Here is a 13,470-nt window from a genome sequence, read left to right as displayed (position 1 = left end):
GAGCAAGGGATTTTTGGTTTCTAAATGGAATACATCTTGTGATAGATCGGAGGAAGAAGAATAGCAATGAGGCATAAGGGGATAAACCAAACGTTCACACACTTACAAACTTCGGCAGAAGAAGATCAAGAGTGGGAATACTCGCGTGCAAGAGATATGGCTATTTTGGGCTTGTGGGACGAATATACGCTATCTGCGCAGCGTTTATGTGAACGAATGGCTACCGTAACCCGTCAAATCAGACCTTCGGAGTACGAGACGTTCCCAACTCAGTTTGAATGGCTGGAACAAAGAGAAACAGACTTGATTATTGATGGAATATGGTCAGCTGATTTACATGGTGATCATTGTCTGTTTGTGAATATTGGGGAGCATCACCCAGAATGGCATACATCGATTGAAGCTTATATTTGCGATACGCAGGTGATTGACGAGGGATTTTTCCTTCAATATTTGAACACCTCTCCTAAAGCTAGGACCTACGCATCTTCATTCAGAAAAAATGGATATGCTACAATGTGTGAACTACTGGACAGATATGTCAGGGAAGGGAAATTGGAGCGTAGACCCTTCGGCTTCAAAAGAACGAATGCGTAGGTGAATAACGAATAAAAGTATGATTTTGGTTTGAGTCAAAAGGAACATTTCTCAAAGGGTTGTTCCTTTTTTTGGTGTAAGACTATATTTTACCCATAGACTGAAACTATGATTAAGTACATAAAATAGCATTAGAATTTATAGATTGGATGATATAAAATCAAGTCATAAGGAATGATCGTACTCAATAAAACTTCGATATCCTTTAAAGTGAAAAAAATCACATGTATGAGTTATTTAATGAAACTTGAAAATGAAATTTGCAAACCTGCAAGGAGGAAGAACAATGAACTACTATCCTGCGATATTTGAACCTCTGACCATACGGCGCATGACCTTGAAGAATCGGATTGTAATGCCCCCAATGGGAACCAACTTTGCTGCCATGGATGGAAGCTTTGTTCAGGATCATATTGACTATTACGTGCAACGGGCTAAAGGGGGGACTGGCCTGATCACAGTAGAAAATGTTTGTCTGGATTTCCCCATGGGAACGAACGGGACAACCCAGCTGCGGATGGATAATGATCAGTTTATTCCTGGACTGTTTAGATTAACAGAAGCCCTGCACTCTTATGGGGCATGTGTTTCTGTACAAATTAACCATGCGGGTGCTTCGGCTTATGCGGGACGACTGAACGGAGTTCAACCCGTATCCGCATCGAATATTCCTTCTAAAAAGGGTGGAGCGATCCCAAGACCTCTGCAAAAAGAAGAAATTTATGCCATTGTGCGTAAATACGGCGAAGCAGCGGGAAGAGCGCAACGAGCTGGGTTTGACTGTGTTGAAATTCACGCAGGACATTCCTACTTGCTGAGTCAGTTTCTTTCGCCAGTGTATAATAAACGTACGGATGAATTTGGCGGCAGCGCAGAAAACCGTACTCGTTTTGCCAGATTAGTCATTGATGAAATTCGTTCAGTGGTGGGTCCATTTTTCCCCATTTGCTTACGTTTTAGTGCGGAGGAGTTCACAGAAGGTGGGAACACCTTGGAAGATACACTGGAGTTACTGGAGTATCTCAATGATGAGGTAGATATTTTGAACGTTTCCGCAGCTCTAAATGATTCCATCCAGTTCCAGATTGACGGGATGAACCTGCCTGATGGTTGGCGCTCATATATGGCCAAAGCGGTAAAAGAAAAATTCGGAAAGGTCACGATGACCTCGGGTAATATACGGAGCCCACAGGCTGCTCAGGATATTTTGGCAAGAGGTGACGCTGATCTTCTGGCAATGGGCAGAGGTTTGATCGCAGAACCGAACTGGGTGCTTAAAGTGCAAAACGGCTACGAGCATTTGCTTAGAAAATGCATCTCCTGCAACATTGGTTGTGCCGATCACCGTATCTCCAAAAGTAAACCAATTTGCTGTACGGTTAATCCGGATCTGTTCAAGGAAGCTGAATACATGAAACAACGAGTTAGAAACAGTGTTCAAGTCGTTGTGATCGGTGGGGGCACAGCGGGGATGGAAGCGGCCTGTACAGCGGCTGAGGTAGGCTGCAAAGTAACTCTCTTCGAAGAAAAGCCAGAACTGGGTGGCCTCGCGCGTGATATTGCTCGCTTACCAGACAAAACGCGCATCAATGATTTCCCAGATTATCTGATTCAGCGCACCAAGCAGTTAACCAATCTGAACATTGTCACGGGTACAAAAGCAGATATGTCGATGATTAGTGCTCTGAATCCTGATATTATTGTCAATGCAACTGGGGCCCAGCCACTGCTTCCACCCATTGCAGGTCTGCACGATCAACTAGGCAAACCGGGTACAAAAGTATTTTCCATCTTTGACCTGTTGAACAACATGGAGAACTTTCAAGAGTTTGAAGGCAAACGTATTGCTGTAGTGGGTGGAGGAGCCGTGGGACTGGATGTTGTAGAATATTATGCGGAACGCGGGGCTCAAAAAGTTTCTATCATTGAGATGATGCCTTTATTGGGCAAGGATCTGGATATGATTACCCGCATTTCAATGATGAAAATGGTGGAGGAAAGGGGAGTAAATGTCCATACAGAGACGGCTTTGACAGAAGTGTGCAGCGACCGCTTCAAAGTAAAGCATGGAGAACAGGAGTTTGAGATTCCTTTTGATCTAGGGTTCGTATGTTTGGGTATGCGTTCATACACTCCACTGATGGATAGCTTGCTTCAATATGGAAAAGAGCATCAGGTGGAAGTTGTAAATATCGGAGACAGCAAACAAGCGCGTCGTATTATTGATGGCACCCGTGAAGGTCGGAATATTCTGAAAACCATTCAACGGGTAGACGAATTTAAAAATGAGTTCTCCTATTCTTACTAAATTGAGGGTATAGGTGATAGGTATTTATGACCAACAACTCACTTTATATTCAGGTTGACGTCTGTCTTTTCAGCCTTTTTTATTTGGATTTATGCTGGCAAGAAGATTGATTCCTTTGTCATTTTAAAGGTAAACTATGGAAGGTATAACAAGGCTATTAGCGTGGGGGGATGCGAGCGTGAGTCAATTTTTGAGTGAAATTCCAGGTGCCAGCGCATGGAGGAACGTGCAAGAAATTCATAAAGGCTGGTCCAGTGACAGCAAATATTTTATTCAAACCACTGACGGTAGAGATTTGCTGCTGAGAATTTCGAATATCACCCAATATGACAAGAAACAGCGAGAATTTGAATCCGTAAAAAAGCTGGATCATATAGATAATGTTCTAATGTCCCGTCCGCTTGGTTTTGGATTGTGCAACAACGGACAGTCGGTATACTCTTTATTTACCTGGGTCAACGGGGAGGATGCTGAAGGAGTTATCCCCACATTAAATGCAGAACAGCAGTACCAACTTGGAGTTCAAGCTGGAAAGGTATTGGCTAAGTTGCATGAGATTTACGCGGAGCAAGATCGCGTCCCATGGGCTGAACATTATAATGCCAAAACCAACAGATATATCAGAAACTATAAGTCATGCGGTATTGCTTTAAAAGGAGCAGATCAAACGATAAGTTTTATTGAGCAAAACCGTCATCTATTAGAAAATCGCCCCCAGACATTTCAGCATGGGGATTATCATGTGGGCAATATGGTGATTACCTCATCTGGTGAACTGGGTATCATTGATTTTAATAGACTGGATTATGGCGATCCCTGGGAGGAATTCAATCGTATCACCTGGTGTGCGGGATTAAGCCCATTATTTGCTTCTGGTCGTATTCACGGTTATTTCAATAACGATGTGCCGGATTTATTTTTTAGGTTAATGGCATTGTATATTGCAAGCAATCAGATTTCATCGATTCACTGGGCCATTCCATTTGGCAAAGAAGAGGTAGACGATATGGTGCAACGAGCTGAAGAGGTTTTGGAGGGGTATGATTACTTTCAAACGGTTATACCAAAATGGTATCTACCTCGTTCACCTGAGTAGTAAAATGTGAAGACCGCCGCTCCTGAGAGTGACGGTCTATTTATAGTGTTTTATGATTGTTTCTTAATCTTATAGGTGAATTCCCAAACGGCTTGATGACCTGAATAGCGTCCACGGTTTTCAGTAACAGTGACTCTTAACTTAACGGTAGAACCTTTCGAAGAAACCGAAGAGACCTTTACATTTTTGGTGGCTTCGCCTACATCAGGAATTTTGTCTTGTTCCTCAGCGTACGCATACAGCTTAATACTGCCACCCGACTTGGCCTTTACTTTTACGTTGTTACCTTCACTAATGGACTGACCAGCCACCTGGGCAGCGATGGCCCAATTGTTGCCTACGTGGTCATTTGATACCAAGGTTGCTTGTTGAAACGTAACGATATACGTTGATGTTGCTGAAGCTGCGAGCGCGTATGTTCCATTGAATATCAGGGATATCACTACCAATAAAATAGCCGATGCTTTCGTCCATACTCTATTCATTTGCCTGTCCCCTTCAGTTTGAAATATTGAGGAGAATCTCCTCTATTCTATTTATCGATTGCAGTCAAAAGAATTGTTAATGGTTGGTAAAAAAATAGTTTAGTATTTTATTGCATCACTTATGACCTAATATGATTATGACCTGAATTTTAGTAGAGAAAAGGATGGGGAAATCTGATGAAAAAAATATACAGAGAACAAGAAATCATAGAGATGACCATTAAGCTGCTCGAACAAACTTCGATGTACGAAGAACAATATGAGCAATATGTAAGACGACCTTTTCGTACGGATTTTTATGATGATCTGAGTCCGTATGTGAAAGTTGGCAAACAGGGGTATACGCTACAGATGTATGAAAGAGGCGTACAGATGCTGAATAAGCTTACTCAAGATGTAGAGGATGTGATGTATTGGATCATCGAAGATACAATTCATATCATTGCTCATCTAAATCTGCTTCGCAAATATAAAGTAGATAACCAAAATACTCATCTAAAATATACCAAGGAGATCATGAAGGAGCTGACAACAGCAATGAATAACGCATTTTATGAAATTGGAGGAATCTATCAGGAATGGCATGAAGCGAATAGAAGGGCAATGTTGGAAAACCCATTAAAGTAAATATGCCTTTTTACGATAAGTTTAATGGGATTCCTGTTATTGAAAAGTGGGAGACCGAGGAAATTATGAAATACGATCCTGATCTCATCATTACATATGACACAAAGGATTATGATAAGTTGTCCAAAATTGCGCCTGTTCTTGTAATACCTGAGGGTAAAATGACATCTGTGGAACGGTTGAAATTCCTTGGTCAGGCCACAGGACATGAAGCAGAAGCGGATAAAGTGATTTCACAGTTTGAAAGCAAGCTGAGTGAGGCCAAAGAAAAACTTAATTCCGATATATTCAAGGACAAAACATTTAGCATTTTCGAGGACTGGGGCAGTGGATCCTACGGAATATATTATGAAACAGGCTCACGGGGAGGAACGTTGCTTTACGATTTTCTAGGACTTCACAAACCGGAAAAGCTCAATACATTGATTAAAAATTCCGGAGAGAGACGAGGTTCTTTATCCTATGAGGTAGCTGCTGAATACTTTGGGGATTATGTCCTGTGGTTTAAGCAGGAAGGCAAAGAATCCGAATATGCGAAGACCAAAATCTGGAGCAGTATTCCAGCCGTCAAAAATGGGCACATTATCGAAATTCCAGCGAAATATGCAGGACTTTTCTATTATTCAGACGTTGCTAGTATGACAGGACAGCTAGATTATATTATTGGAAAATTACTGGAACAGACGAAGTAACGATGCATAATTGACCAACTAAGGGTGTAATCGATGTCTACTCACAAAGAACGAAATAAAAAAGGAATATTTCATTTTGTAAGCTACATGATCGTGGGCGTGTTCCTGCTCTTGGTAGTTTCCGCAGCATCCATCACCTTTGGTGCTGCGGAGATGAACTTGAAGCTGGCGTGGGGGGCTGTATTTCAATTTGATCCCAATATTACGGAACACCAAATCATTTATACTTTGCGTTTTCCACGCACTGTGGCAGACATCATTGTAGGGTGCAGCTTGGCTGTGTGCGGGGCTATTATGCAGGGAACCACTCGCAATCCATTGGCCGACTCGGGACTCATCGGTATAAGCTCAGGCTCGACATTTGCTATTGCGCTATGTATGGCCTTTTTACCAGGTCGCACCTACGGAGAGACCATGCTGTATTCTTGTTTAGGTGCAGCAATCACGACAGGAATTACGTACTACATCGCATCTATAGGCAAGCGGGGAATGACTCCTCAGCGCTTAGTGCTAGCAGGAATGTCCATTTCCATGCTCTTTGGTGCGTTTAGCACTTTTCTTGCTATTAAGTATGAGATTGGTCAAGCACTTGATTATTGGTCTGCTGGTGGTACTGCTAGTGCCAAGTGGAGTGAACTGGCTTTCATTTCACCACTATTTGTAGTGGGCTTGGTCTGTGCTATCGCCCTTTCTCCCTCCATTACGATCTTGAGCTTTGGAGAGGAGGTGGCGTCAGGCTTGGGAATTCGTGCGAATAGAATTAAGCTATTTTCAACCCTAATCGTATTAATTCTAACGGGGCTATCGGTTATTGTTGTCGGTCCTGTTGGCTTTGTAGGTTTGATCGTGCCACATATTATGCGATATCTGGTCGGTACAGATTATCGATATATTATTCCCGCCTCAGCGCTGTATGGCGCAGTCTTTCTACTGGCAGCAGATTTGCTGGGTCGTATGATTAATCGCCCTCATGAAACGCCGCTGGGCATTATTTTTGCTTTGGTCGGAGTACCCTATTTTCTCTACCTTGTGCGCAAGCAAAGGAGGGAGTTTAGTTGAAGCTGTCCCGCAATAGCAGGGGTATAAGCATTATTTTACTGTTAACCATGTTGACACTACTGGTTGCTGTACTTAGCATGAATGTCGGGAAAATGAATCTGTCCCCACTCGAAGTTTTCAAGGTCATCATCGGCGAAGGAACGAATAAGCAGAACCTGATCGTATTTGAATTTCGACTGCCACGTATTGTGCTTTCCGTATTAGTGGGTATTGGCATGGGGATATCGGGTTGTATTATGCAAAGCCTGCTCAAAAACGACATGGCCAGTCCGGGGACACTAGGAATCAGCTCGGGCTCAGGGTTATTTGTGCTTTTGTATATTACGCTGTTCGCTAGTGAGGGATTACTATCGCCTATTATTCTTCCAGGGCTGGCTTTTGCAGGCGGACTAACGGCAGCTTTCTTGATTTTTATGTTTGCTTTCAGGCGGGGAAGAGACATTTCGCCTACAGGCCTAATTTTAACGGGTGTTGCTATGGGGAGTGGCTACAGCGCATTGTCGCTGATACTGACGCTCCGACTAGACAAGCAACAGTATGATTTTGCTCTGCGTTGGCAGGCTGGAGACCTGTGGGGGGGACGACTGGAGCTATATAATGGTGTTGCTCCCCTGGGTGCTGATTATCTGCCTTTACGTTTTTTACAGGTCTAACACACTCAATACGCTGAATTTGGAAAATCAGACAGCATCGGGGCTCGGCGTAGCCATTAAAAGGGAATTTATCGGCTTGACGATCGCAGCAGTGGCTCTGGCTTCTGGTAGCGTGGCACTTGGTGGGAATTTCTTTTTTGTGGGGATGGTTAGTCCCCATCTGGCTCGCAGGCTGGTAGGTCCCAATCATAAGCTACTATTACCTACCACTGCATTGGTTGGTGCACTGGTCATATTAATTGCTGACACACTTACACGGACAATCAGTTTTGGTGCTGATATTCCAACCGGAATCATAATTACTATCCTGGTTACCCCTTATTTCCTCTATTTGTTGTCAAAGGCCAATTAAATGTAGATCAATGAAAGACCCTAACCCATGTCCATGGAAAATATGGCTGGGTTAGCGTCTTGTAATTAAACCTAATCTTTGGCATAATTTAAACCCAAGCGATAAGCTTGGTCCAGCAGTATTTCATAATGACCGGAATTTGAACCCAGTGTCTCATCTAAGAATTCAACCTTGGAATTGGAAACACCGCAATAATCTGCAATACCCACATTCAGCAAATGAGTAATCATTTCATCATAGTTGCGCTTTTTCAGCTGTTCTTTCGAAACGCCGGCCAAGCCAATCCATAAGATATGCTGATGATGAAGGTTATTCGAACCGTACGCAAACCCATTGTTCCATACACGATCAATATAACCCTTCAGCATAGCTGGCAAATGCCACCACCAAAGTGGAAAAATAAATGCCAACGCGTCATGCTCCTTCATCCGCTTTATTTCCATTTCTACTTCAGGGGAAAAGGACTGCTTCGCAACGGACCAATCCGGTTCGTCTACTCCTTTTAAAACAGGATCAAAACCAATCCTATGCAAATCCAATATCTCATAATCGTGGCCTGCATCGGCAAGACCTTGTACGAAACGACCAGCAACCTTAAAGGTTAAAGAATCTTTTCTCGGATGTGAAACAACGCTTAATACTTTCATATTTATTCACTACCTTTCTCAATAGCTGATTTCTGGGCATGTTCAATGGTTGATGCTATTATAAACAGTAGGAAAATAATCTGGAAGTACGCACTTTTACGTTCTATAGGATGATACAGGTGCCATAGGAACATGGAAGTGCCCTAGGTAGATTACCTAAACTGACCTGGGTCACGAATTGAAGTGATGGGTTGTTCTGAGCAAACGTAGCCTTCTAAAGGAGGATTAAGGAATGAATGAACCGACCAAAAATAGGGTTCAAAAGAAGTATCAAGTTGGAGTGGAAGCAGCTTTAGAGGTAATGGGAGGAAAATGGAAGCCTTTAATTATCTACCATCTGATGACAGGACGGAAACGATCGTCTGAGTTTCGTAGGTTAATGCCCGGTATTACTCAAAAAATGCTGACCACTCAGCTCAGAAGTCTGGAAAAGGATGGGATTGTTACACGAAAGGTTTTTAATGAAATCCCACCTAAAGTGGAGTATGAGTTAACGCACTACGGCTGGGGATTAAAACCCGCGCTAGATCATTTATGCTATTGGGGAGAGGATCACCTGGATAAGATCCATGGAGACAAATTCAAGGTTTTAGAAGAATTCCAAGGCTGCGACTGATATTAAGCCCTCACAAAGCATTCAATCAGATAGCTTGTGAGGGCTTAACTGTCCGTAAGACAATATAAAAGGCTAACTGTCGGTCATTCCGTTGTCATAACTTAATTGCCATTCAATTCCGAACCTATCCTTGAGGCTGCCGTAACATTTGCTCCAGAATGTTTCTTGAAGTTCCATGTTTACGGTCCCGCCTTCTTTTAACTTATGAAAGTACGATCGAATTTTCTCTTCGTCCTTATTGACGATGGCGAGGCTGATGTTGTTTCCCGCAACAAAAGGCATACCAGGAAAAACGTCTGAAAACATCACATTACTACCATCAATTTGAAGCCGCGTATGCATGACCAAATTTTTGGCTTCTTCTGGTAGAGGATAATCGGGGTTGGGCGGTGCTTCACCGAACGTCATGATCTTTGGTTTCTCAGTCCCAAATGCCTCTGCGTAAAATTCTGCTGCCTCGCGACAGTTTCCATTAAAGTTAAGATAAACATCAACTGACATGTGTTTCACTCCTTTAAGGATCATTATTTTCCCATACTATACAATCTCATTTCATTATTTACCTGCAAACAAACAAAAATACAATAAGATCCATTTTACAAAAGTATTTGCGGCTTAACATGTTCAATTTTTAAAACAAATGGGCATTATGATTAAAGTAATGGTATGATAGCTTAGTTAAATCTGAACGACTAGTCATGGAGTGATTATATGGGTGGAAAAAGTAAGGGTGGCGGAACCGGCAGAGGTACGGGAAGTAAAGGCTGGACACGCTGGAACAAAACGGCGAAGCCTGTAAGGAGAAAAAGCGCTGCTACCGGTGCACCAGGAAATACAGCGGCAGGAGCTGCAAAAGGCGGCGCTGCCAAACCAATTGGTAACAGAGGCGGCAGAAGTAAGTAGGCCGAGCATGTATAGGGTTGTTTTTAAAAGGCTAACATCTGATTACGTACGCATAATCAGATGTTTTTTTAGTGGATTAAAGACGTACCGCCTGTATTGATCCATATTTCTCATACTACAACGTAAAATAGGTGAATCATGCGAATTAACAAGTACATTAGTGAGACAGGATTCTGCTCACGTCGGGAAACGAACAGGCTGATTGCAGCAGGGCGAATTACAATTAATGGCAGCGTATGTGAAGCGGGAGCGGAAGTAGAGCCACTGGATATCGTGTTGATCGATGGGAAGCCTATTCCGATTAATCATAGTGAACCCGTATATTTGGCATTAAATAAGCCTATCGGCATTGTATGTACGGCAGCGGAGCAAGTGGAGGGCAATATTATTCGTTATGTCAATTATCCTTCACGTATTTTTGCCATTGGCAGGCTGGATAAGGCGTCAGAAGGGCTTATTTTATTAACGAACGATGGAAGCATTGTCAATCAAATGATGCGTTCCGAGCATGGTCATGAGAAGGAATATGTGGTGACTGTAGACAAACCTGTTACAGATGAATTTACACAGACCATGTCTCGTGGCGTTGAAATATTGAACGTCATTACCAAACCGTGCAAGGTTGATCGTATAAGCGAATACGAGTTCCGTATTATTTTGACACAGGGTCTAAACCTGCAAATTCGTAGAATGTGCAAGGCTTTGGGCTACAGGGTACTCAAGCTGGAGCGTGTTCGAATTATGAATATTACATTGGATCATCTGGAGCGTGGGCAATGGAGACATCTTGAGAAGGAGGAACTGGAGCTACTTCTCGCTAAATTGCAATAATGAGTACAACAAAAGTTTATTTGAAGGCAATATGTTCATACGGCCAACGCAACTTAGTGATACTTTTTACGTAATTTCAACGAGCCGCCTAACTTACCCACCAGCCATAGCACAATAGGAAACACAATACCGAAAATCATGGCGTAAAAAGGCCATACTGAAAAAAACTTGTTTATAAATTGCATGTTTGGCCAAATAGAATGAACCATTGCTATTGCGATTAGGATCAAAGGAACTAAGAGAGAGTTAGCGTTTCGAAGGCGAAAAGCATCTGCAAGCCCTTGTGCTGAAACATATAAAAGCAGTGCGAGTCGGAAAAAAATAGTGACAAACCAGAACACTGCAACGAAAATTTCAAACCGTTGAAGAAACTCTCCGCTACTGATTGTTCGGTTAATAAAAAAAGTAGGAAATGTCAAATTAGATACAACACCTTCACTCATCACGGCGATTATTTGTAGAACCATGAGAAAATACATGCCGCCGCTAATCAAAGCAGATGTTATCACTGTCTTTCTCCACTTTTTTGGATCAGGGATGTACTGTGCAAAAAAAGATACAGAAATGCCTCAAGATAGGGAAAGGCAAACAAATTGAACGAAGCGAGAACGATAGGGTTCAAACCATACTCAAAAATAGGGAGCACATTATCTATTTTGCTCTCAGGAAGAAGGGTAATCCTGACTAAAAGATACAGAACAAGAAGGAAAAAAAACAGGATTTCCGCACAACGGCCAATTACAGCGGGGCCTGATCGAACGGCGAAATAAATGACTATAAGCATGATGAAATATATGGCGTCGGGGGAGTTTCAGGCATAATAGCTATCGTGATAAAGTCGCCTAGATTTCGAAGCGTCATGATGAACACAAGAAAGGGAAAGAAAAAAATGAAAACGATACTGATCGTTCCGCCCAAGGGACCGAAGAGGCAACGGAGATACTCTACGAAAGATTTCCCCTGTATTTGCCTAGCGATGGAGGTATATAAAGGTATCAATAACAGATAAAACCCTAAGGAGATTGGGATGGAGAGCCAGGCATCTTGTTTAGCGGCAGCGGTAATTGCCGCTGGGAGTACCAGATATGCGCTTCCTATTTGATATAATGCAAACCACATAATAGCTTGCCGAACGGTCAAGTTGGAATTCACCTTAATACCTCCTTAAGATAACATTTCTGTAAGTAAACGGCATATCGGTTGAAATAGGATTTGAATGCCTGTTAGTGGAGTCGGCAATTTAATGCTGACGATCCGTAGGATAATCAATATAACGCCTATAATCAACAATATTGAGCTGAATACAATTTCACGTACATATTGTTTCTCTTTAAATTTTTTAAACTCATACAACGATGTTAAAATGGAAGTTACGAGAATCACATAAAGCATATGCATTCACTCCTGATTGTGTATTCCCATATCAATTGGACTAGTGATGTCTCCGAACCGAACTAAACGATAATTGAGCTGAATATCCACTTTAAGTGTTTGGAATTTTTGTGGCCAATCCTCTTTCCATCTATGCCATTCACGCGGGAATTTGCGGTGAAAAGCTTCTCCAAACCCGAATATATCGGAACCGATTTGTTGTGCGTGCGAAATGCCTTTCTTCAAAGACTGTTGCAGATGCTCTTTAGCTGATTCTTGAAGATCTCTAAATGTCTCTTCATTCTTAGGGTTGGCATTGCACGAGATTGTTCCGATATTGGATTCTGTATCCACAATAAGAGAAATGCGCGGCTCATGGTCTATTATTTCTGGATGTATTTTTACTTTGGAACGGATTACTTCAACAACAAATTTTCCTTTGGAATTCGGACAATCGATGGAAGCTACGGTACTGGAAACACGGTTGGATATATAGGTAAATGCTTTACTTTGTGAATCATCCATCCAATCGATAAGTCGATCGCCCTTGAAAACACCAATTCCAGTGAAAAAATATTTAACATGTTGAGGCGACTTTGTCACATTATCAATAGTTAGACCTTTTTCTAGGTTTGTCAGTCGAATACCTGTGAGGACTGGTTCAATGCCATCCTCCGTAAATTTCTGCAAAAGATCTTTTACATTGACCGCGGAAGTTGGAGCCCATGCTTTCTCAGAAATCTTTAATGCCTTATACATATCCATTGCAGGCAAAACCTCGGTTGGAGCTACAAAAGTAACGGCCTCCTTTGCCGAGTTTTCTCTGACAACGGCCAAATAGAAATCAGGCCGAACTTCATGATCACGGAATAGAAAGTCCAGCGGCTCCTTGATTCCTTTTTTTGCGGTTTTCTCATCAAAAATGACAAACTTTAAGTGAGACATATACATTTTGCGGGACGATTCCGTTGTTAATTTTCGAATAGCCTCAAATATGGTATCGGCGCGTTTGGAAAAAACGATCGTTGGCGTCCGTTCCGTGGGGGAATTCTGAGACATTTTCGATGGGTCAACCACCTGTAAACTGACTTCATATTGGTCATCAACAGCATCAATGCCCAGAGCCATCACGACGGAAATTGCGCTCAATTCCTTACTATTCCAACAACCCGTAAGAAACACCATTAGCCAGATGCACATAAACAGTAATAAAATGGTGGATCGATACGAATT

14 protein-coding genes and 2 pseudogenes are annotated in these 13,470 nt (G+C 42.3%); 10 read left to right on the top strand and 6 right to left on the bottom strand.

The window, feature by feature from the left end:
• Positions 1 to 66 precede the first annotated feature (66 nt).
• The 3 genes from C0638_RS21470 (at position 67) to C0638_RS21460 (ending at position 4,001) form a co-directional block, all read left to right on the top strand.
• Positions 67 to 597, top strand: coding sequence for a hypothetical protein (locus C0638_RS21470; RefSeq protein ID WP_040101396.1), 531 nt, complete (start codon positions 67 to 69; stop codon positions 595 to 597).
• Positions 598 to 883: 286 nt separating this feature from the next.
• Positions 884 to 2,905, top strand: a complete 2,022-nt coding sequence (locus tag C0638_RS21465) for an NAD(P)/FAD-dependent oxidoreductase (protein ID WP_058711091.1) — start codon at positions 884 to 886, stop codon at positions 2,903 to 2,905.
• Between the two features lie 178 nt (positions 2,906 to 3,083).
• Positions 3,084 to 4,001, top strand: coding sequence for an aminoglycoside phosphotransferase family protein (locus C0638_RS21460; protein ID WP_102163774.1), 918 nt, complete (start codon positions 3,084 to 3,086; stop codon positions 3,999 to 4,001).
• A 50-nt stretch (positions 4,002 to 4,051) separates the two neighbouring features.
• Here C0638_RS21460 and C0638_RS21455 read toward each other — a convergent pair whose 3' ends face one another.
• The gene (locus C0638_RS21455; protein ID WP_025677835.1) at positions 4,052 to 4,486 is read right to left on the bottom strand and encodes a hypothetical protein; all 435 of its coding nucleotides are present in this window, start codon (positions 4,484 to 4,486) and stop codon (positions 4,052 to 4,054) included.
• Between the two features lie 177 nt (positions 4,487 to 4,663).
• Here C0638_RS21455 and C0638_RS21450 point away from each other — a divergent pair, with 177 nt between their 5' ends.
• From C0638_RS21450 to C0638_RS21435, 4 genes and pseudogenes are all read left to right on the top strand, one after another.
• Positions 4,664 to 5,113: an immunity 63 family protein gene (locus tag C0638_RS21450; RefSeq protein WP_058711093.1), complete on the top strand. Its 450-nt coding sequence runs from the start codon at positions 4,664 to 4,666 to the stop codon at positions 5,111 to 5,113.
• Between the two features lie 65 nt (positions 5,114 to 5,178).
• Positions 5,179 to 5,805 (top strand): ABC transporter substrate-binding protein, encoded by a 627-nt coding sequence (locus C0638_RS21445; protein ID WP_233902248.1) that lies wholly within the window; start codon positions 5,179 to 5,181, stop codon positions 5,803 to 5,805.
• A gap of 33 nt (positions 5,806 to 5,838) precedes the next feature.
• On the top strand, positions 5,839 to 6,864 hold the full coding sequence (locus tag C0638_RS21440; protein ID WP_058711094.1) for a FecCD family ABC transporter permease: 1,026 nt from the start codon (positions 5,839 to 5,841) through the stop codon (positions 6,862 to 6,864).
• A gap of 47 nt (positions 6,865 to 6,911) precedes the next feature.
• Positions 6,912 to 7,869 (top strand): annotated as a pseudogene (locus tag C0638_RS21435) (FecCD family ABC transporter permease).
• A gap of 71 nt (positions 7,870 to 7,940) precedes the next feature.
• Here the strand turns inward: C0638_RS21435 and C0638_RS21430 are convergent.
• Entirely contained in the window at positions 7,941 to 8,516 is a 576-nt protein-coding gene (locus C0638_RS21430; protein ID WP_058711095.1) for an NAD(P)H oxidoreductase, read from the bottom strand.
• A 232-nt stretch (positions 8,517 to 8,748) separates the two neighbouring features.
• Between C0638_RS21430 and C0638_RS21425 the strand changes: the two genes are divergently transcribed.
• Positions 8,749 to 9,132, top strand: coding sequence for a winged helix-turn-helix transcriptional regulator (locus C0638_RS21425; RefSeq protein ID WP_013371054.1), 384 nt, complete (start codon positions 8,749 to 8,751; stop codon positions 9,130 to 9,132).
• Positions 9,133 to 9,204: 72 nt separating this feature from the next.
• Here the strand turns inward: C0638_RS21425 and C0638_RS21420 are convergent, their stop codons facing one another.
• Positions 9,205 to 9,633 (bottom strand): VOC family protein, encoded by a 429-nt coding sequence (locus C0638_RS21420; protein WP_013371055.1) that lies wholly within the window; start codon positions 9,631 to 9,633, stop codon positions 9,205 to 9,207.
• Positions 9,634 to 9,843: 210 nt separating this feature from the next.
• Here C0638_RS21420 and C0638_RS21415 point away from each other — a divergent pair, with 210 nt between their 5' ends.
• Both C0638_RS21415 and C0638_RS21410 read left to right on the top strand, forming a co-directional pair.
• Entirely contained in the window at positions 9,844 to 10,035 is a 192-nt protein-coding gene (locus C0638_RS21415) for a DUF3934 family protein (protein ID WP_014599732.1), read from the top strand.
• Between the two features lie 138 nt (positions 10,036 to 10,173).
• Positions 10,174 to 10,866 (top strand): pseudouridine synthase, encoded by a 693-nt coding sequence (locus C0638_RS21410; RefSeq protein ID WP_013371058.1) that lies wholly within the window; start codon positions 10,174 to 10,176, stop codon positions 10,864 to 10,866.
• Between the two features lie 53 nt (positions 10,867 to 10,919).
• Here the strand turns inward: C0638_RS21410 and C0638_RS21405 are convergent.
• The 3 genes and pseudogenes from C0638_RS21405 to C0638_RS21395 form a co-directional block, all read right to left on the bottom strand.
• Positions 10,920 to 11,650 (bottom strand): annotated as a pseudogene (locus C0638_RS21405) (GerAB/ArcD/ProY family transporter).
• Positions 11,641 to 12,018 (bottom strand): GerAB/ArcD/ProY family transporter, encoded by a 378-nt coding sequence (locus tag C0638_RS26015; protein ID WP_267893714.1) that lies wholly within the window; start codon positions 12,016 to 12,018, stop codon positions 11,641 to 11,643. The pseudogene C0638_RS21405 and the gene C0638_RS26015 overlap by 10 nt, the downstream one beginning before the upstream one ends.
• 246 nt (positions 12,019 to 12,264) lie before the next feature.
• On the bottom strand, positions 12,265 to 13,422 hold the full coding sequence (locus C0638_RS21395; protein WP_233902245.1) for a Ger(x)C family spore germination protein: 1,158 nt from the start codon (positions 13,420 to 13,422) through the stop codon (positions 12,265 to 12,267).
• Positions 13,423 to 13,470 lie beyond the last annotated feature (48 nt).

It is taken from the genome of Paenibacillus sp. lzh-N1, assembly GCF_002872435.1.
GTDB classification, from domain to species: domain Bacteria; phylum Bacillota; class Bacilli; order Paenibacillales; family Paenibacillaceae; genus Paenibacillus; species Paenibacillus polymyxa_C.
The sequence above is the reverse complement of the archived record's forward strand: the minus strand, read 5'-3'. Positions and strand labels throughout refer to the sequence as shown.

Coding starts and splice junctions, on each gene's coding strand:
- C0638_RS21440 (WP_058711094.1), top strand. CDS start 5,839: ATGTCTACTCACAAAGAACGAAATAAAAAAGGAATATTTCATTTTGTA.
- C0638_RS21425 (WP_013371054.1), top strand. CDS start 8,749: ATGAATGAACCGACCAAAAATAGGGTTCAAAAGAAGTATCAAGTTGGA.
- C0638_RS21420 (WP_013371055.1), bottom strand. CDS start 9,633: ATGTCAGTTGATGTTTATCTTAACTTTAATGGAAACTGTCGCGAGGCA.
- C0638_RS21455 (WP_025677835.1), bottom strand. CDS start 4,486: ATGAATAGAGTATGGACGAAAGCATCGGCTATTTTATTGGTAGTGATA.
- C0638_RS21450 (WP_058711093.1), top strand. CDS start 4,664: ATGAAAAAAATATACAGAGAACAAGAAATCATAGAGATGACCATTAAG.
- C0638_RS21470 (WP_040101396.1), top strand. CDS start 67: ATGAGGCATAAGGGGATAAACCAAACGTTCACACACTTACAAACTTCG.
- C0638_RS21395 (WP_233902245.1), bottom strand. CDS start 13,422: ATGGTGTTTCTTACGGGTTGTTGGAATAGTAAGGAATTGAGCGCAATT.
- C0638_RS21465 (WP_058711091.1), top strand. CDS start 884: ATGAACTACTATCCTGCGATATTTGAACCTCTGACCATACGGCGCATG.
- C0638_RS21445 (WP_233902248.1), top strand. CDS start 5,179: ATGAAATACGATCCTGATCTCATCATTACATATGACACAAAGGATTAT.
- C0638_RS21430 (WP_058711095.1), bottom strand. CDS start 8,516: ATGAAAGTATTAAGCGTTGTTTCACATCCGAGAAAAGATTCTTTAACC.
- C0638_RS21410 (WP_013371058.1), top strand. CDS start 10,174: ATGCGAATTAACAAGTACATTAGTGAGACAGGATTCTGCTCACGTCGG.
- C0638_RS21415 (WP_014599732.1), top strand. CDS start 9,844: ATGGGTGGAAAAAGTAAGGGTGGCGGAACCGGCAGAGGTACGGGAAGT.